17 protein-coding genes are annotated in these 19,012 nt (G+C 63.8%); 10 read left to right on the forward strand and 7 right to left on the reverse strand.

Annotated features, from left to right (window positions below; all coding sequences use genetic code 11):
* The first annotated feature begins 116 nt into the window (after positions 1 to 116).
* On the forward strand, positions 117 to 1,565 hold the full coding sequence (guaB, locus tag BMX99_RS05290; protein ID WP_093448105.1) for an IMP dehydrogenase: 1,449 nt from the start codon (positions 117 to 119) through the stop codon (positions 1,563 to 1,565).
* 94 nt (positions 1,566 to 1,659) lie between these two features.
* On the opposite strand, the gene BMX99_RS05295 is transcribed toward guaB, so the two are convergent.
* Both BMX99_RS05295 and BMX99_RS05300 read right to left on the reverse strand, forming a co-directional pair.
* The gene (locus tag BMX99_RS05295; protein ID WP_093448108.1) at positions 1,660 to 2,451 is read right to left on the reverse strand and encodes an IclR family transcriptional regulator; all 792 of its coding nucleotides are present in this window, start codon (positions 2,449 to 2,451) and stop codon (positions 1,660 to 1,662) included.
* Positions 2,444 to 2,851, reverse strand: a complete 408-nt coding sequence (locus tag BMX99_RS05300) for an acyl-CoA thioesterase (RefSeq protein ID WP_170848777.1) — start codon at positions 2,849 to 2,851, stop codon at positions 2,444 to 2,446. Before BMX99_RS05300 ends, BMX99_RS05295 begins: the two co-directional genes overlap by 8 nt.
* Positions 2,852 to 2,939: 88 nt before the next feature.
* Between BMX99_RS05300 and BMX99_RS05305 the strand changes: the two genes are divergently transcribed.
* The 9 genes from BMX99_RS05305 to BMX99_RS05345 all read left to right on the forward strand — a co-directional run bounded on the left by BMX99_RS05305 (position 2,940) and on the right by BMX99_RS05345 (position 12,667).
* Positions 2,940 to 4,082, forward strand: a complete 1,143-nt coding sequence (locus BMX99_RS05305; RefSeq protein WP_093448503.1) for an FAD-dependent monooxygenase — start codon at positions 2,940 to 2,942, stop codon at positions 4,080 to 4,082.
* A gap of 66 nt (positions 4,083 to 4,148) precedes the next feature.
* Positions 4,149 to 5,783, forward strand: a complete 1,635-nt coding sequence (locus tag BMX99_RS05310; RefSeq protein WP_212632871.1) for a benzoate-CoA ligase family protein — start codon at positions 4,149 to 4,151, stop codon at positions 5,781 to 5,783.
* Between the two features lie 36 nt (positions 5,784 to 5,819).
* On the forward strand, positions 5,820 to 6,797 hold the full coding sequence (locus BMX99_RS05315; protein ID WP_093448116.1) for a TAXI family TRAP transporter solute-binding subunit: 978 nt from the start codon (positions 5,820 to 5,822) through the stop codon (positions 6,795 to 6,797).
* Between the two features lie 71 nt (positions 6,798 to 6,868).
* Positions 6,869 to 8,812 (forward strand): TRAP transporter permease, encoded by a 1,944-nt coding sequence (locus tag BMX99_RS05320; RefSeq protein WP_093448119.1) that lies wholly within the window; start codon positions 6,869 to 6,871, stop codon positions 8,810 to 8,812.
* Positions 8,813 to 8,836: 24 nt separating this feature from the next.
* Positions 8,837 to 9,532, forward strand: coding sequence for a fumarylacetoacetate hydrolase family protein (locus BMX99_RS05325; protein WP_093448121.1), 696 nt, complete (start codon positions 8,837 to 8,839; stop codon positions 9,530 to 9,532).
* A 102-nt stretch (positions 9,533 to 9,634) separates the two neighbouring features.
* The gene (locus BMX99_RS05330) at positions 9,635 to 10,357 is read left to right on the forward strand and encodes an alpha/beta hydrolase (protein WP_093448124.1); all 723 of its coding nucleotides are present in this window, start codon (positions 9,635 to 9,637) and stop codon (positions 10,355 to 10,357) included.
* 6 nt (positions 10,358 to 10,363) lie between these two features.
* A complete protein-coding gene (gene maiA, locus BMX99_RS05335) occupies positions 10,364 to 11,011 on the forward strand; it encodes a maleylacetoacetate isomerase (RefSeq protein ID WP_093448127.1) in 648 nt (215 codons plus the stop codon).
* A 34-nt stretch (positions 11,012 to 11,045) separates the two neighbouring features.
* The gene (locus tag BMX99_RS05340; protein ID WP_093448130.1) at positions 11,046 to 12,149 is read left to right on the forward strand and encodes a cupin domain-containing protein; all 1,104 of its coding nucleotides are present in this window, start codon (positions 11,046 to 11,048) and stop codon (positions 12,147 to 12,149) included.
* On the forward strand, positions 12,146 to 12,667 hold the full coding sequence (locus tag BMX99_RS05345; protein WP_093448134.1) for a DinB family protein: 522 nt from the start codon (positions 12,146 to 12,148) through the stop codon (positions 12,665 to 12,667). The genes BMX99_RS05340 and BMX99_RS05345 overlap by 4 nt, the downstream gene beginning before the upstream one ends.
* A 70-nt stretch (positions 12,668 to 12,737) precedes the next feature.
* Here the strand turns inward: BMX99_RS05345 and BMX99_RS05350 are convergent, their stop codons facing one another.
* The 5 genes from BMX99_RS05350 to BMX99_RS05370 all read right to left on the reverse strand — a co-directional run bounded on the left by BMX99_RS05350 (position 12,738) and on the right by BMX99_RS05370 (position 18,927).
* On the reverse strand, positions 12,738 to 14,429 hold the full coding sequence (locus tag BMX99_RS05350; RefSeq protein ID WP_093448136.1) for an ABC transporter ATP-binding protein: 1,692 nt from the start codon (positions 14,427 to 14,429) through the stop codon (positions 12,738 to 12,740).
* Complete coding sequence (locus BMX99_RS05355) at positions 14,426 to 15,367, reverse strand: ABC transporter permease (protein WP_093448138.1); 942 nt, start codon at positions 15,365 to 15,367, stop codon at positions 14,426 to 14,428. Before BMX99_RS05355 ends, BMX99_RS05350 begins: the two co-directional genes overlap by 4 nt.
* Positions 15,367 to 16,335: an ABC transporter permease gene (locus BMX99_RS05360; RefSeq protein ID WP_093448141.1), complete on the reverse strand. Its 969-nt coding sequence runs from the start codon at positions 16,333 to 16,335 to the stop codon at positions 15,367 to 15,369. The genes BMX99_RS05355 and BMX99_RS05360 overlap by 1 nt, the downstream gene beginning before the upstream one ends.
* A 132-nt stretch (positions 16,336 to 16,467) precedes the next feature.
* Positions 16,468 to 18,048, reverse strand: a complete 1,581-nt coding sequence (locus tag BMX99_RS05365; protein WP_093448143.1) for an ABC transporter substrate-binding protein — start codon at positions 18,046 to 18,048, stop codon at positions 16,468 to 16,470.
* Between the two features lie 222 nt (positions 18,049 to 18,270).
* Positions 18,271 to 18,927 carry a helix-turn-helix domain-containing protein gene (locus BMX99_RS05370; protein WP_244525577.1) on the reverse strand — a complete coding sequence of 219 codons (657 nt, stop codon included), beginning with the start codon at positions 18,925 to 18,927 and terminating at the stop codon, positions 18,271 to 18,273.
* Positions 18,928 to 19,012: the final 85 nt, after the last annotated feature.

Here is a 19,012-nt window from a genome sequence, read left to right on the forward strand (position 1 = left end):
CGCACATGCGCCAATGGGGCGGGCCTGCGGCCGTTCGCCCGAGATTCCCCCCTTTTCCCCATCCGGCATCCATGTAATAGGGAAGCGCCAAGTGATCCCATCCAAGGAGAGACCCCATGGAGATTCGCGCGGCCCTGACATTTGATGACGTTCTGCTGGTTCCGGCTGCGTCCACCGTGCTGCCCTCGACCGCAGATACACGCACGCGCGTCACCAAATCGATCTCTCTGAACATTCCGCTTCTCAGCTCGGCCATGGATACGGTGACCGAAGCGCGCATGGCCATCTGCATGGCCCAGGCCGGCGGCATGGGGGTGATCCACAAGAACCTGGACGCCGAGAAACAGGCCAACGAGGTCCGCCGGGTCAAGCGGTTCGAATCCGGGATCGTCTACAACCCCGTCACCTTGCGCCCCGATCAGACCCTGGCCGATGCCAAGGCGCTGACCGAACGCTATGGGTTCACCGGCTTCCCGGTGGTCGACGAAAACCGCCGCGTCGTGGGGATCGTGACCAACCGCGACATGCGCTTTGCCCAGAAGGACGAAACCCCGGTTTCCGTCATGATGAGCAGCGACAACCTGGCCGTTCTGGTCGAACCCGCCGACCGTCAGAAGGCGATCGAGATGATGCGCGAGCGTCGGATCGAAAAGCTGCTGATCACCGATGGCGCGGGCAAGCTGACGGGTCTTCTGACCCTGAAGGACACCGAGAAATCGGTGTTGAACCCGACCGCCTGCAAGGACGACCTGGGCCGTCTGCGGGTTGCTGCCGCCTCGGGCGTGGGCGACGCGGGCTTTGAACGCTCCGAGGCGCTGATCGACGCGGGCGTCGACATCGTCGTGGTCGACACCGCGCATGGCCATTCCGCCGGCGTGCTCGAGGCCGTGACCCGCATCAAGAAACTGTCGAACGAGGTTCAGGTCATCGCCGGCAACGTCGCCACGGCCGAAGCCACCAAGGCGCTGATCGCCGCCGGGGCAGATGCGATCAAGGTGGGCATCGGGCCAGGTTCGATCTGCACCACCCGCATGGTTGCGGGCGTGGGCGTGCCCCAGCTGACCGCGATCATGGATTGCGCCGGTGCGGCGGGCGACGTGCCGGTCATTGCCGATGGCGGCATCAAGTTCTCGGGCGATTTTGCCAAGGCGATTGCGGCGGGGGCCTCTTGCGCGATGGTCGGTTCGATGATCGCGGGCACGGATGAATCCCCGGGCGAGGTGATCCTGTACCAGGGCCGGTCCTTCAAGTCCTACCGCGGCATGGGGTCCCTGGGCGCGATGGCGCGCGGCTCGGCCGATCGGTATTTCCAGAAGGACGCCGCCAGCGACAAGCTGGTGCCCGAAGGGATCGAAGGCCAGGTGCCCTACAAGGGCGGCGCCGGCGCGGTGATCCACCAGCTGGTCGGCGGCCTGCGCGCAGCCATGGGCTATACCGGCTGTGCCACCGTCGACGAGATGCGCAAGAACTGCCAGTTCGTGCAGATCACCGGCGCGGGCCTGAAGGAAAGCCACGTGCACGACGTTCAGATCACCCGCGAAAGCCCGAACTACCGGATCGGCTGATCCCGACAGGTTTCTCGTCATGACAAAGGCGGCGGCGATCCTGGATCGCTGCCGCCTTTTGCTTGCCTATACCTGTCCCGCACAAGCGAAACACCTAGGCCGAGGGTTGGGTCGGCACCGACTTTTCGGCGCAATAGGCCATCAGCATCTTCAACTCGGGCGAGCCGGGCATCCGCGTCTCGGGCGCAACCCCGATCAAAGAGATCACGGCCTGCGCTTCGTCCTGCCAGTCAAGGATGGGCGCGGCGATGGCCACAAGGCCGGGCACGAACTGACCGTCGACCGAGGTATAGCCATCCGCGCGCGCCTTGGTTGTCAGCTCTCTCAGTCCTGCGCGGGTGGCGGGGACATCGGGCAGAAGCGACGGGTTGCGCGCGGCGCGGCGCAATTCCTGTTCACGGATCCGGTCGATGGCACCGTCGGGGGCCCAGGCCAGAAACGCCCGGCCGGTGGCCGAATTCAACAGCGGCAGCGTTGTTCCCAACCCCATGGAGGTCACCGCAGGCGATGCCCCGCGTTCCCATCTGACGACCGTCGCGCCGTCATTCCCCCAGACCGACAGAAGCACCGTCATGCCGGACCGCCGCGCCAGATCCGGCAGATCTTCGGCCGCATGGTTGACGAAATCATGCCGCGCCAGGGCGGCAAGACCCAGGTGGATCGCCTCTTTGCCCAGGTCATACAGGCCCGAACGGCCGTGCTGCTGCGCCAGTCCCGCCGCCACAAAAGAGGCGAGGTAGCGATGCACCTTGCTTTTGGGCATGCCGCTGGCGCGTGCGATATCCGACAGCGACTGTGCCCCGTCGGCCCGCGCCATCTGTGCCAGCACCCCAAGTGCCGCATCCAGCGATTTCAGCCCCGGGCCGCTACTTTCTGCATCAGCCATCTGTGCCCTCCTCGAGAATCTTCCGCACCGCATCCATGGGGGCTGCAAATACACCGCGCTCACCGGTCTTGAAAAGGCAGCGCACCTCGGTTGCCTCGAAGGCCAGCCGGGATCCGACGTGGCCGGTGTAGCGAATCGTAACCGACCGCGGGCCCCATTTTTCGATCTCAAGCGTGACGCGCAGCAGGTCCCCGTCGGTGAGAGGAGAGCGGAATTGCGCATCCGCACTGGCCAGCCCCAGCCCCTTCGCATCCAGTTTTTCACACAAAATTGCGTGGCCTTCGAAATTTTTTAGAAGGTCGTGAAAGGTGGCGTCAATCCAGCGGAAGGTGTTGGGATAAAATGAAATACCGGCTGGATCACAGTCTCCGAAACGGACGTTAAAGCTGGATTCATGCATTTCGATTGTTCCAAATAGTGATTGTGTTTGCGTAATGATGAACGTTAAGTGTGCCTTAAGCAAGCGTGGAGACACTGGGGGAGGAACCATGGGACAGCTCGCGACAGTCGACATTCTGGGTGGGGGTCCGGCTGGGCTCTATACAGCGATCCTGCTGCGTCGGCGGATGCCACATGTGAACGTCCGCGTGACCGAGCAGAACCCCGAAGGCGCGACCTTTGGCTTTGGCGTCGTCTTCTCGGATCAGGCGTTGGAATTCCTGCGCGCCGACGATCCCGAGACCCATGACCTGATCCTCCCGCATATGGAGCGGTGGCGGAACATGACGCTGAACCTGCCGGGCGACAGTGTCACGCTGGATGGGGTGGGTTTCACCGCCATCGGGCGGCTTGAACTGATCGAGATCCTCAAGGACCGGGCCCGCGGCCTGGGCGTCGACATCCGCTTTGCCACCCAGATCGCGGATCTGAGCCAGTTGGATGGTGACCTGATCGTTGGTGCGGATGGTCTGAATTCGCTGGTCCGGCGCAGTCTGGAGGCTCAGTTCGCCCCGAAGATGGAGTTCTTCGACAACCACTTCGCCTGGTTCGGGGCCACGGTGCCCTTCGATACGCTGACCCAGACGTTCATCAAGACGCAGCACGGTCCGATGAACGCGCACCATTACCGGTTCGCGCCCGACCGCTCGACCTTTATCGTTGAATGCGAGGATGCGACCTACAAAGCCTGGGGCTTTGACGGCATGGACGAGGACGAGAGCGCGCGCCTGTGCAGCGACCTATTCGCCGATGTGCTGAAAGGCACGCAGTTGATCACCAACAAATCGATGTGGCGGCAGTTTCCCCGGCTGTGGTGCGAGACCTGGGTGTCGGGGCGCTATGCGCTTCTGGGGGATGCGGTCCATACGGCGCATTTCTCGATCGGGTCGGGAACACGCCTGGCGCTGGAGGATGCCATCGCCCTGGTCGATGCCCTGGCGGAATTCGACGATGTGGACGCGGCGCTTGCAGCCTATCAGGATCGCCGCCCGCCGATCGCCCACAAGATTGTGCGCGCCGCCAATACCTCGGCCAGCTGGTACGACGGTTTTGGGGCCAAGATGCACTTGGAACCGCTTGATTTCGCGCATGACTACCTGATGCGCTCGGGTCGGATGACGGAAGACAGGCTGCGCCAGATCGCGCCGGGCTTTGCCGCCCGATACGAGGCCGAAAAGGCCGCTGTCGGCTGAAGGGCCATCCGCCCGCATGGCGGATCACCTGAAATGAACTGGCCTGAAATGGACTGGGAGGATTCAATGTCGGTAAACACGGCACAGGTTTTTGCGACCTCGATCAAGGACCCGGTCGGGGATGATGTCCCCGGCGCAGCCGAGATCGGCTTTGATCGCGCGGCGCATGCCAATTGCTCGGACATCCTGTGGCAGAACCTGTCACGCAACCCAAATGCGCTGGCCGTCACCGGCCCTCAGGGCAACCTGACCTATGCCGAGCTGATCGCCCAGGCCGCTAAATGGGGCCAGGCATTCACGGCCCTCGGGCTGGCGCGGGGCGAAAGGATCGCCTTTTTCCTTGATGATACGCCGGCCTTTCCCGCGGCCTTCTTCGGGGCGGTGCGTGCGGGCTTTGTCCCGGTGCTGCTGAACACCCAGACCCCGGCCGAGGTGCTAAATTATTTTCTGGTCGACAGTGGCGCGCGCTATGCGCTGGTGGATGCCGATGCCTCGGGGATCTTCACCGGGGCGACGGTTGCGGGCACCGCCCTGACCACCACGATCGTGGTCAATGGCGCGCCTGTGCAGGATGGCCATGTCGCGGCTGCGGATATCCTGGCCGACCGCCCCGACACGCTGGACTGCGCCGACACGGGCCCGGACGACATGGCCTTCTGGATGTATTCCTCGGGCTCGACCGGGCGGCCGAAGGGGATCGTCCACCTGCACCATGACGCGGGCTATATTCAGGACAGCTTTGGCGCGAAGGTGCTGAAGCTGACGCCGCAGGACATCTGCTATTCCGTGCCAAAGGCCTATTTCGCCTATGGGTTCGGCAATTCCATGGTCTTTCCCTTTGCCGTTGGGGCCGCAGTTCTGCTGATGCCGGGCCAGCCGCGTCCCGAGGTGGTGCTGGATGCCATCGAAGCCTACCGGCCCACGGTACTGTTCGGGCTGCCGACGCTGTACACCGCCGTCGCCAAATCCGATGGTGTGACGTCCCGCGATCTGTCGTCGATCCGGCAATCGATGTCCGCCGCAGAAACGCTGTCGGCAGACATCTATTCGGCCTGGAAGGATCTTGTGGGTCACGGTCCGACCGAGGGGCTCGGCTCGACCGAGATGTTGCACATCTACCTGTCGAACATGTTGGACGATCACCGGATCGGAGCCGCCGGCGCACGCGTTCCCGGGTATGAGATCCGGTTGGAAACGCCCGAAGGCCAGACCGCCAAATCGGGGGAAGAGGGCGTGATGTTCGTGCGCGGCCATTCCTCGGCTCCGACCTATTGGAACCGGCCCGACAAGACCGCCGACACGATGCGCAGAGACTGGATCTATACCGGGGACCGTTTCATCGAGCGGGACGGATTTTATTACTTCCAGGGCCGCGCCGACGACCTTGTGAAGGTCTCCGGGCAATGGGTCTGGCCGCTCGAGGTCGAACGCTGCCTGAACGAACACGCGGATGTCTACGAATGCTGCGTTCTGGCCGAACAGCAGGCCGATCGGCGCACCGTGCTGCGCGCCGTTGTGGCGCTGCGTGACGGGGCCGAGGCGGGCGCGCCGCAGGTCAAGCTGCTGCGCGACTACGTCAAATCCGTCCTGACCCCCTACAAATCGCCCAAGCTGGTCGAATTCGTTGCCGAACTGCCCAAGACCGGCACCGGCAAGATCGACCGCCAGGCGCTGATCCGGCCCGTCGCGGCCGCCGAATAAGTCACTGAATTGAGGATGCATAAGGGAGGAACCACAATGGCATTCATCAAGATCAACACCCGGGGCGCACTGGCCGCCGCCGCGCTGACCCTCATCGGCGGCATGGCATCGGCGCAGGTCTCGTCCTTTTCGACCCCGCCGCAGGGATCGGTTTGGAACACCATGGCCACGGTGATTTCCGGGCAGGCCCGTGAAAGCGGCGGCGGGCGCTTCGTCGTGCAGCCCTATGGCGGCAATGCCCAGATGATGCAGGCGGTGAACGACAAGCTGGCCGAATTCTCGCTGAACGACGTCAATGACGTCATCACGGCGGTCAGCGGCACCGGCGAATACACCATGTCCATGCCCGAATTGCGCGTGGTGGCTCGGATCAACCCCTTCCCGGTCGGGCTGTATGTCAAGGAAAGCAGCGGCATGACCTCGGTCGCGGATCTGGCGGGCAAAAGCGTGCCGTCGGGCTGGGATGCCTTCCCGATTGCGCGGGCGCATATCTCGGCGATCCTGGCGGCGGGCGGACTGACCTGGGACGACGTCAAACAGGTGCCTGTGCCGGAACTGATCCGGGGCTCTGACGACATGGCGTCTGGACGGGTCGACAGCGCGTTCTTCGCCCTCGGCGGTCCCAAGGTGGCCGAGGTGGATGCCTCGGTCGGGGGCGTGCGCTTTCTGACGGTCGAGGCCAATGACGACACCCTGGCCGCGATCCAGAAGGTGCGGCCGGCCTTCTATTTTGCCGATATCGAACCGGCCCCGGTCCGCGTCGGCGTGAAGGAACCTATGGCCTTTGTGACCTGGGACAATGTGCTGGTCGCCGGGGCGCATGTCTCGGACGATCAGGTCAAGGCGCTGATGGCGGTGATCTTCGATCAGCGTGATGCCATCGCAGGGGCCTATCCGCCGCTTGGCGCGATCAATCTTGAGACCGCCTACAAGGCCTATCCCGGTGTCGATTATCACCCCGGTGCCATCGCCTTTTTCGAAGAGCGCGGCGTGACCATGGCCCCGGCCAACTAAGGCCCCGCGCCTGACACTGAAGGGGGCGGGCCCGCAGGCCCCCCCCGCACATTCGCCCAGGAGGAGCCAAGGTGAGCGAAGTGAGCGATATCGGACCCCAGGGACCCCGACCCAGCCCCGTTGTGGCCGGTCTGGCCGGTCTGCTGACGATTGCGGCCGTGGTGCAGGCGGCGGATCTGCCGTCCCGTCTGGGCTATTCCTATTATACAGAACAATTCCTGGCGCTGGTGCTGGGCCTTAGCCTTGCTCTGGTTTTCCTGATGCCGCGCCGCGACTGGGATCAGCCCGGCGGCATTGCCGCCCCGCGCCTGATCGACTGGGCGCTGTCCGGCCTGGGACTGATCCTTGGGCTTTACATCATGGTCTTCTATCCCAGCCTGGTCGGCCGGGCGATGTCACTGCCCTGGGACGCGCTGATCGTCGGGGGCGCGATGTTCCTTCTGGTGCTTGAGGGGCTGCGCCGCACCGTTGGCTGGACGCTGGTCATCGTTGTTCTGGTGATCGTCGGCTACGGGCTGATCGGCCACCTTGTCCCCGGTGCCTTGCAGACCCGAGAGGTCGCGGCCCCGCGCATGGCCGTCTACCTTGCCTTCGATCCAAACGGCGTTCTGGGCCTGACCCTTGGGGTCGCGGCCACTGTGGTCGTCGCTTTTGTCTTCTTTGGTCAGCTCCTGCTGCGCTCGGGCGGGGCGGATTTCTTCAACGATATCGCCATGGCCTCCATGGGGCACCGGCGCGGCGGCGCGGCCAAGATCTCGATCGTGGCTTCGGGGCTTTTCGGCTCGATCTCGGGGGTGGTGGTGTCGAACATCGTGGCCACCGGGGTCGTCACCATCCGGCTGATGATCCAATCGGGCTTCCGGCGCACCACCGCCGCCGCGGTCGAGGCCGTCGCATCGACCGGGGGGCAGATCGCGCCGCCCGTCATGGGGGCCGTGGCCTTCCTGATGGCCGACATCCTGCAACGGCCCTACAGCGAAATCGTCGTGGCCGCCATCGTGCCTGCGCTGCTGTACTACGTGGCGCTGTTCGTGCAGGCCGACCTGCAGGCTGCCAAGCAAAACATCGTGCCGCTGGACACGTCGGACATGCCCGCCACCGGGCCGGTCCTGCGCCGGGGCTGGGTCTTTATCCTGCCCTTCGCGGCAATCATCATCGCGCTTTTCTGGATGAACCAGCGGGCCGAGACGGCCGCGCTTTGGGGTGGGGCTGGGGCGCTCTTTATCGGGCTGTTCCTGGGCTACGGCAAAACCCGCATGGCGCTGCGCGATCTCTGGGATGCTGCTGTCGAAACTGGCCGCTCCATCACCGAGATCATCATGATCTCGGCCGCCGCAGGCTTCATCATCGGTGTGCTCAATGTGACCGGACTGGGCTTTGCCGCCACCTTTGCGCTGGTCGATCTGGGGCAGGGCAGCCTGTTCCTGCTTCTGCTGATCTCGGCGCTGGTCTGTCTGGTGCTGGGCATGGGCATGCCGACGGTCGGGGTCTACCTTCTACTGGCCGTGCTGATCGCGCCGTCACTGGTCGAAACCGGGGTCGAGCCGATCGCCGCGCATCTGTTCATCTTCTACCTCGGCATGATGTCCATGGTGACGCCGCCCATTGGCATCGGGGCGTTCTTCGCTGCGTCCATCGCCAAGGCCGGCCCGATGTCCACCGCCTGGGAAGCGATGCGCTTTGGCTGGACGGCCTATATCGTGCCCTTCCTCTTCGTCTTTTCGCCGGCGCTTTTGCTGATCGGCGAACCGGGCGACATCGCGCTTGCGGTCTCGACCGCTGTGATCGGGGTCTACGCGGTCTCGGCGGCCTTCGTCGGCTGGCTGCGGGGCCCGATCGCCACGCCGCTGCGCCTGGCCACAGGCGCTGCCGGCGTCGCCCTGATGCTGCCGCCCGGCGTGGGCGGTGCGCATACCCTGTGGATCAACGGTGCGGGTTTCCTTCTGCTGGCCGCGCTCTGGCTGATGGCCGGGACCCGTCCGTCGCCCGCCGCCGCCCCCGTTTCCGACACCTGAACGACCAAAGACAAAGGATATCCCATGAGTTTCGTCATCGACCCGCCCAAACAGGCCAGCGTTGCTGTCGCAGGGACGGACGCCCGTTTCCCTGTCCGCCGCATCTTCTGTGTGGGCCGCAACTATGCCGCCCATGCGGTCGAGATGGGCAAGGACCCAGAGCGCGATCCGCCCTTCTTCTTCACTAAACCCGCCGATGCCGTTGTCGAAAGCGGTGAAACGGTTGTCTATCCGCCCGAAACCGGGAACTTCCACTACGAGGCCGAGCTGATCGTCGCCATCGGCACCGGCGGCACCGCCATCACCGAGGACAAGGCGCTGGAACACGTCTGGGGCTATGCCGTCGGCAATGATCTGACCCGCCGGGATCTGCAGCTGCAGGCCCGCGAACAGGGGCGTCCCTGGGACTGGGGTAAGGCCTTTGACCGCTCGGCCGTGATCGGCCCGGTGCATCCGGCATCTGAGGTCGGCCATGTGGCTTCGGGGGCGATCACCCTGTCGGTCAATGGAGAGACCCGGCAGAACAGCGACCTGGCCAAGCTGATCTGGTCCGTCCCCGAGATCATTTCGATCCTGTCCCAGTCTATCGCGCTGGCCCCCGGTGACTTGATCATGACCGGCACCCCCGAGGGAGTCGGCCCGCTGGTTCCCGGCGACACCTGCGTGGTCGAGATCGCGGGACTTGGCCGGATCGAGACACCGATCGCCCCGCGCGACTGACCCCATTCAGGCAGCACACCGCCCCCGGGCAAGCCAGACAGGCCAGCTGGGGCCGGTGTCAACAAGGCCATAGTCAAAGGCCACACTATAAGGGAGGACACCATGAAATTCGTATTGGTACACGGAGCGGCCCACACGGGTGCCCATTTTGACAAGGTCGCAGAGATCCTGCGCACAGAGGGGCATCAGGTCTGGTGCCCGACGACCAAGGGCAACCGGGCGGGCGATGACCCGACCAAGGTCACGCTCGACGATGCCATCGGCTCGGTCGTGGATCTGTTCGAGGAGGAAGAGATCGACGATGCGGTGCTGCTGGGGCACAGCTGGGGCGGCATGGTCATCACCGGCGTCGCGGACCGTCTGGCACCGGGCCGGATCCGCCGTCTGGTCTACTACAGCGCCTTCGTGCCCAACAACGGCGAAAGCCTGATGGATATGGTGCCGCCCCATTACGCCGCCATGTTCCAGGAGATGGGCGATGCGAGCGGCACCGTCGGCTTCCCGTTCCCGATCTTCCGCGAAGCCTTTATGAACGATGCCTCTTTGGAAGACTGTCAGCACCATTTCGACACGCTGGTTCCGCAGCCCTTCCGCACCATGGCCGACAAGATAGTCCTGTCGACCGATCCCGCGGCAATGCAGATCGGCAAAAGCTTTCTTCTGATGAATGAAGATATCTCTCAGCCCGCGTCCTACCCCTGGCACCCCCGCCTGTCGGAAAAGCTGGGCCTGTATCGCTTGGTCGCCATGCCGGGCAGCCATTCGACCTTTGCCACCAACCCCGAGGGGCTGGCGCAGAAGATCGTCGAAGCAGGGCGGGACTAAGACGACATGGATCTCCGGCTGCACAATTTCTTCCGCTCTTCCACCTCGACCCGCGTGCGGGCGGCGCTGAACCTCAAGGGGCTGCCCTATGAGTATGTTCCTTACGTCCTGCGCGACGGGGAAACCCGCACGCCGGCCTATCTGGGGCGCAATCCCCAAGGGCTTGTGCCGACGCTTGAACGGGGGGACGGCGTGAACCTGACCCAGTCGCTGGCCATCATCGAATGGCTGGACGAGGTGCAGCCGGAACCGCCGCTTTTGCCGCGCGATCCCGACGACCGGGCCTGGGTCCGGTCGCTGTCCTACATGATCGCCTGCGAAATCCACCCCCTGAACAACCTGCGCGTTCTGTTCCGCCTGTGTGATCAGTTCGGGGCCGATGACGAAGCCCAGAAAGAGTGGTTTACCCATTGGGTCAGCCTGACCTTCGACGCCCTCGAAGACGCACTGGCCAAGGATCCGCGCAGCGGGCGCTGCTGTTTCGGGGACACGCCGACCATGGCTGACGTCTGCCTGTATGCGCAGGTCTGGAACAACCGGCGCTTTGCGATCCCGCTGGATCGCTGGCCGACGATCCGCACCATTTTTGAACATCTCGAAACGCTTCCCGCCTTTGCAAAGGCCGCGCCGCCGCGCCAGCCCGACGCCGCCTGACCCCACCACCCGGCCCGCATCTGAAAGGACTACCATGAACGAGCAGCTGACCCACGACACCGTCGCGCATTCCATGCAACCCAACGATACGCCCGAACTTCGCGCGCTATACGACAGCTTTGACAAGCTCTCGATCATGCCGCTCTGGACGCAGCTGGGCGATCTGATGCCGGTACATCCCAAGTCCAAGGCAGTGCCCTATCTGTGGCGCTGGTCCGACCTGCTTCCGCTGGCCGAAAAGGCCGGCGAACTGGTGCCCGTGGGGCGCGGCGGCGAACGTCGGGCGCTTGGTCTGGCCAATCCGGGCCTTGCGCCGAATGCCTATATCTCACCGACGCTCTGGGCGGCGATCCAATACCTTGGCCCACGCGAAACCGCGCCTGAACACCGCCATTCCCAGAACGCCTTCCGCTTTGTGATCGAAGGAGAAGGCGTCTGGACCGTCGTCAACGGCGATCCGGTGCGCATGTCGCGCGGCGACCTCTTGCTGACCCCGGGCTGGCATTTCCACGGCCACCACAACGACACCGATCATCCCATGGCCTGGATCGACGGGCTGGACATCCCCTTCAGTCAGCAGATGGACGTGGGCTTTTTCGAGTTCGGATCGGACCGGGTAACCGATTATGCAACGCCGAATTATTCGCGCGGGGAACGGCTGTGGTGCCATCCCGGCCTGCGGCCCCTGTCGCAGCTGCAGGACACCGTGTCTTCGCCGATCGGGGCCTATCGTTGGGAATATACCGACCGCGCCCTGACCGAACAGCTGCTGCTTGAGGACGAAGGCGTGCCCGCCACCGCAGGCCAAGGGCATGCCGCCATCCGCTATACCAACCCGACCACCGGCGGCGATGTCATGTCGACGATCCGCTGCGAATTCCACCGTCTGCGCGCCGGGGTCGAGACACCCCTGACCCATGAAGTCGGATCCTCGGTCTTCCAGGTCTTCGAAGGCGAGGGCAGCGTGGTTCTGAACGGCGAGACCCGCAAGCTTTCCAAAGGGGACATGTTCGTGGTGCCTTCGTGGATTTCGTGGCAGCTGCAGGCCGAGACGCAGTTCGACATCTTCCGTTTCAGCGATGCCCCGATCATGGAGAGGCTGAACTTCATGCGCCGCAAGACCTCGGACCCCGCATGAGCGATACGGCAGCACAGCAGGCCCTGAGGGCGCGACAGGGGGCGGGGGCCCGTTACGATGCGCCTTCGGCCCCGGCGGGGGATCTTTTGCTGGCGCGTAGGGGCACAGCCTATTTCGCCCGCCTTTTGAACGGTCTGCGGGATGAGGACCTGACCCCGCAGCGGCGGCAGGTCATTGCCCGCGTCAGCCTTCAGGCCCGCGCCATGGCCCTTGCGGTCAAGCATCTGCGCGCCCCCCTGAACGAGGAAGAAACCGACTGGCACCCGGATCCCGAGATGACCGTGACCCTGCCGGCCCATGCGCTGCGTTATCTGTTCGACCACGCCCAGATCCATCTGAACGTGGAGTGGCGGGACACGCGGGACGCGGATTGGGACGGCACGGTGGTTTTTCCCGGTTGGATCGATGCCCCGGCGCGGCAGGTGCCGCTGATCCGGGCCCGCGCGATCTGGCACGCCGCGCTGGAGCTTGGGGCAGGGGGCAAGGCCCAGGACCTGCCCGAGGGCTTGGAGCCCTAGGCCAAGGTCTCAGCAAAGAAAACGGCCGCCCCGATCAGGGCGGCCGTTTCGCATGCGGGGTCTGCGCGGATCAGTCCGACAGCTGTGCCAGGCGCGGCATCAGGTTCAGAAGTTCGCGGGTATAGGGATGTTCGGGCGCGGAAAACAGCGCCTCGGTCTCCTGGACCTCGACCATTTTGCCACGCTGCATCACCCCGACCCGGTCGCACATCTGGCGCACCACCGGCAGGTCGTGGCTGATGAACAGCATGGTCAGGCCCAGGTGTTCCTGCAGGTCCTTCAGGATGTTCAGGATCTGCGCCTGGATCGACACGTCCAGCGCCGAAGTCGGTTCGTCGCAGATCAGGAAGCGTGGCTGCGTCGCCAGCGCCCGCGCGATCGAGATCCGCTGCCGCTGCCCGCCCGAGAACTCATGCGGGTACTTGCGATAGGCATCGCTGGCCAGGCCGACCTTGTCCAGAAGCTCTCGCACGCGGGCCTCGACCTGGTTGCGGGGCAGGATCTTGTGGTGCAACAGCGGCTCGGCCACGATGTCGCCGACCTTCATCCGGGGATTGAGGCTGGAAAACGGATCCTGGAAGATCATCTGGATCTGCCGGCGATACCAGGCCTGGCCTTCGCGATCCAGCCGGGTCACGTCCTTGCCGTCGAACATCACCTTGCCGCCGTCCACCGGCAGCAGCGTGGCGATCATCCGTGCCACCGTCGACTTGCCCGATCCGCTTTCCCCGACGATGCCAAAGACCTCGCCGTCGTGGATGTCGAAGCTGACCTCGTCCACGGCGGTGAAATAGGTCTGGCGCGACGGGATGATCGAGGATTTCTCGACAAAGCGCTTGGTCAGCCCCTGCACCGACAGGATCTTGCCCGAGGACGAGGCCTGGGTCTTGGGCCAGTTGCGGGCCAGATCCTCGACCTTGAAGACCGTCTCGCGGCCGCCATAACTGACCTGCGGGAAGCGGTACTGCTTTTCATGCGGGCGCGGCACGGCCGAGATCAGCGACTTGGTGTATTCATGCGTCGGGGCACCCAGGATCTGATCCGTCGTGCCGCTTTCCACCACCTTGCCGGAATACATCACCGTCACCTGTTCGGTGGTATCGGCGATCACGCCCATGTCGTGAGTGACAAGGATCACGCCGATCTGCCGTTCGCGGGCCAGCTTCTTGATCAGGTCCAGAACCTGCGCCTGGATCGACACGTCCAGCGCCGTGGTCGGTTCATCCGCCACGATCACCGAAGGTTCCGAACACAGCGCCAGCGCGATCACCACGCGCTGCCGCATGCCGCCCGAAAACTGGTGCGGATACTGGTTGAACCGCTCGGGCGGGTTGGGGATCGACACCGCCTCAAGCAGTTCCAGCGCGCGGGCCTTGGCCTGGGCCTGGGTGAAGCCCAGGTGCAGCTGGATCGTCTCGACCAGCTGTTCGCCGATGGTGAACAGCGGATTGAGCGAGGTCAGCGGATCCTGGAAGATCATGCCGATCTCTTTGCCGCGGATGCGGCGCTTTTCCTCGGGGTCGAGCGCATCGATGCGGCGGCCGTTCAGCCAGATTTCGCCCTGCGAGATATGCGCCGGCGGATCAAGCAAGCCGATCACCGCGTTGCCGGTCATTGATTTGCCGGCCCCGCTTTCGCCCACCACGCCACGGATTTCGCCGGGCCGGATGTCATAGCTGACGTTTTCGACCGGCTTGAAGATGCCGTGCCGCGTGGGAATTTCGACCGTGAGGTTGCGAATGGAAAGGATCGGTTCGGTCATTTCAGCCTCGGGTTCAATGCGTCACGCAGCCAGTCGCCCATCAGGTTGACGCTAAGCGCCAGCGCCAGAAGCGTGCAGGCCGGGAAGAAGAGGATCCACCATTCGCCCGAGAACAGGAACTGCTGGCCAATGCGGATCAGCGTCCCAAGCGAGGGCTGGGTGGGCGGTGCGCCGACACCAAGGAAGCTCAGCGTGGCCTCGGCGATGATGGCCAGCGCCAGCGAGATGGTGGCGATCACCAGAACGGGCGACAGCACGTTCGGCAGGATGTGGCGCAGCATGATGGCCAGCGGCGGACGTCCGATCAGCCGGGCGGCGGCGACGTAGTCCTTGCTTTTCTCGACCAGGGTGGCACCGCGGACGACGCGGGCGAATTGCACCCAGTCCGACAGGCCGATGGCCAGGATCAGCACCCAGATCGCCATCTGGTCGCGGTATTCCACCGGCGTGATGCCCTTGGCGATGCCAAAGACCAGCATGGCCACAAGGATCGACGGGAAGGTCAGCTGCACATCGGCGGCGCGCATGATGATCGTGTCGGTCCAGCCCCCGGCATAGCCCGCCAGAAGGCCCAGGATCACGCCCAGCACCAGCGCGAACAGCACCGCCGCGACGCCCACGAACAGCGAAATCCGCATGCCGTAAAGGATGGTCGAGAAAACATCGCGCCCCTGGTCATCCGTGCCCATGATGAAGCTGTCGCCGGTAAAGGCGTTGTCGGTCATGGGCGGCGTGAAGCCGTTCATCAGGTTCAGGCTGGACGGATCGAAGGGGTTCGTCGTCGCGACCAGCGGCGCGAAGACCGCCGCCAGGATCAGCAGGATCGACACGAAGGCCGAGATCATCGCCACCGGAGAGGTCCGGAAGGCGTAGTACAGGTCACTGTCCAGCGCGCGGCGTAGACGAGAGGGGGATTTGGTCATGGTTTGGTCACTCATCAGCCGCTCACCCGCATGCGAGGATCGATAAAGGCGTAAAGGATGTCGACGATCAGGTTGATCACCACGAACATCACCGAAATCAGCATTAGGTAGGCAGCCATCACGGGGATGTCGACGAACTGGATCGCGTTGATGAACAGCAGTCCCATGCCGGGCCACTGGAACACCGTTTCGGTGATGATCGCGAAGGCGATGATCGCGCCCAGTTGCAGGCCGATGATCGTGATCACCGGAACCATGGTGTTCTTCAGCGCGTGGCGGAAATTGATCACCCGGTCGGACAGGCCACGGGCACGGGCAAAACGGATGTAATCCTGCCGCAGCACCTCAAGCATCTCGGACCGCACCAGCCGCATGATCAGCGTCATCTGGTAAAGACCCAGGGTGATTGCCGGAAGGATCAGCGACTTCAGCCCGCTTTCGGTCAGCAGGCCGGTGGTCCACCAGCCCAGGCGCACTGTCTCGCCCCTCCCGAAGGATGGCAGCCAGCCCAGTTCGACCGAGAAGATGTAGATCAGCAGGATGCCGATCAGGAAGGTGGGCAGCGATACCCCGACAAGCGAGGCGGACATGATGAAGTTCGCCAGGAACCCGTTTCGTCGGATCGCGGTATAGACCCCGAAGGCGATGCCAAGCGCGATGGCGATCAGCGCCGAGACGGCCGCCAGTTCAAGCGTCGCGGGCGCGCGTTCAAGGATGATTTCGGACACTTCACGCCCCTGCCGGTAGCTGACGCCAAAGTTGCCCTGGGCCGCTTCTTGCAGGAACTTGTAGTATTGCACCGGGAAGGGCTGATCGAGTCCCAGCTGCGTGCGCAGCCGGTCGATATCCGCCTGGGTCCGTTCCTGGCCAAGCATGTTGTCGATCGGATCGCCGACAAAGCGGAACATCGAAAAGGCGACAAGGCCGACGACAAGCAGCACCAGCGCAGATTGACCGATACGTTTGAGGATAAAGGAGAGCATAACCGTGTGATAACCCTGTCCGCGAGTGGTTGAATGCGGGCGTCAGGGGCCCTGGAAGCTTTGTCGCAAAGCGTCGGGTCGGGGCCCTGGAAGGGGGCCGCCCCGCGGGGATGCGGGACGGCCCGGACGCGATTACTTCATGGTGAAGTATTTGACTTTCGGCTGGTCCTCGGGGTCGACGGTGATGCCAACGCCTTCTGCCATGGACCAGTTCAGCACCTGGTGGTGGATCGGGATGTACAGCTGTTCATCCTGCACCACGCGCCAGATCGCGGCGATATCCGCGTTCCGGGCGTCCAGGTCGGTGTTCGACTTCAGCGTCGCGATCTTTGCGTCGATCTCGTCGTTGTCAAAGCCGGTGCCGTTCCAGGTGCCGATGTCGCTTTCGCGGCCGTGCACCAGGAAGTTGAAGATGTATTCCGAGTCATAGGTCGGAACGCCCCAGCCCAGCATGTAGAAGTCGGTCTTGCTGTCGGTGATCAGCGGGAAGTGCTGCGCCTTGGGTTGCGCGTTCAGGTTCACCTTGACCCCGATCTGACCCAGCATGCCGACGGCCGCCTGACAGATCGCTTCGTCGTTGATGTAGCGGTCGTTCGGGCAGTCCAGACGGATCGAGAACCCGTCGCCATAACCGGCTTCAGCCATCAGCGCCTTGGCACCTTCGACGTCGGTGGTGCTTTCGGCGTCCATCTCGGCGGTCCAGCCGTTCACGAAGGGCGGGGAAATCATGCCCGCGGGCTCGGACTGGCCGCGCATCACGACCTGCTTGATCGCATCGCGGTTGATCGCCATCGACATCGCCTTGCGGACGCGCACGTCTGCCAGCGGGTTCTTGCCTTCGACGTTGTCCGCCTCGATGTCATCCGCGCCCATGTTCAGGCCGAAGAAGATCACGCGGTTCTGCGGGGCCTGCTTGACCACCAGGCCTTCGGCCTGATCGACGCGGCTGATGTCCTGCACCGGCATGTCCTGAAGGAAGTTCACCTCGCCCGAGAGCAGGGCGGCGACGCGGGTCGCGGCGTTCTGGATCGGGGTGTAGATGATTTCGCTGACTTCCATCGGGAACTGGTCACGTCCCCAGTAGGCTTCGTTCCGGGTCATGACGGTTTTCACGTCAGGCTCGCGGCTGGTCAGAACGTAGGGGCCGGTGCCGTTGGCGTTGGTGGTCGCAAAGGTGATCTCTCCACCTTCGAAATCCTGCACGTTCACGGTGTTGTTCGCCTCGGTCCAGCCCTTGTCCATGATGAACAGGTTGGTCAGGTTCGACGGCAGGATCGGGTTCGGACCGTCGGTCACGAATTCCACGGTCAGATCGTCGACCGCGCGCACTTCCTTGATCGAGCCGATCAGTTCCTTCATGTCCGAGTTCGGCTGCATCGCACGTTCGAACGAGAAGACGACATCCTCGGCGGTGAAGTCTTCGCCACCGTGGAATTTCACGCCTTCGCGCAGTTTGAAGACCCAGACGGTCGGGTCATCGGCCTTGGGGGCCCATTCGGTCGCCAGCGCGGGTTCGAAGGCGCCGGTGACGTCACGGATCACCAGCGGTTCGTACATCTGGTGACGGATGGTGTGGGTCGGACCTTCGTTCTGCGAATGCGGATCCAGCGTCAGCGCATCGCCCGAACGGGCCCATCGCAGCGTTTCGGCGTTTACCAGCGCCGTGGTCGACATAAGCGCCGCAGCTGCCAGTAGTCCTGTCATCGTCTTCATGGAATTCTCCCTGTTGGACTTGGTTGGTGTTGATTTGGTCTTGGTCTGATTTGGAAGGCGGCAATCCTTGGCTGCCGCGTCCCCTTGTGGCTTTTGCCCCGGCCTTAGGCCGCGTGGGCCCAAGCCGGGCAGCCTTGTCGCGGCTGCCGCGAAACATCCCAGTTCGCTTCCGTCTGATGATGGTCCACATGGACCACCGAAGTGGGCACCTGCGCCATCATATCATTGCTCTTGGGAATTCGGGTGATCCGATTGCACCGCAACCGGGGCCTGATGCAGCGGGGGGATGGCCGATGGCTTGTCGCCAAAGACATCCACGGTCCCGCACCACAGGAAGGACGCCGCCTGATCCCCGTGGTTCCACGAAGAATGCGTCCGGTGACTGTCGAAATGGATGGAATCGCCGGGGCCCAGCACATGGCGGTCGCCCTCGATCTCGATCGTGATGGTCCCCGAGAGCATGTAGAACAGCTCTTCTCCGGGGTGGCTGATGGGTTCGTAGCGGTGGCCCGGAGGCTCGTGCACGATCAGCGCATTCAGCTGGGAATGGTTGAACCGGGTCGACAGCCGCTCATAGCTCAGCTCGTCCTCGGCGATGGCAAAGGTCTGGCGCGCGGCGCGCAGGGTCTGGCCGGTGCTGGCCTGCGGCTGGTCCAGCAGCGCCGAAAGCGGAATCTCCAGGATCCCCGCGATCGAGGTCAGCGATCCAAGCGACGGGGCAGAGATGCCGCGCTCGACCTGGCTGATGAAGCCCACGGACAGCCCGGCCTGATCGGCCACGGACTGCATCGACAGGCCAAGCTCTTTCCGGCGCTGGCGCAGCGCGTCGCCCAGGGGCGGTCTCTCCGTTGTCGGAATGGTGTCCTGTCGTTTTAGCACGAGTAAACGGTAAGGCTGCTTTTACCAGATGGTCAAGACTTTTGCAGTCAGGCTAAAGATGATGACGTCGGGTCGGCCAAGGGTT

The organism is Pseudooceanicola nitratireducens (assembly GCF_900109195.1).
In the GTDB taxonomy this organism is placed as follows: Bacteria; Pseudomonadota; Alphaproteobacteria; order Rhodobacterales; family Rhodobacteraceae; genus Pseudooceanicola; species Pseudooceanicola nitratireducens.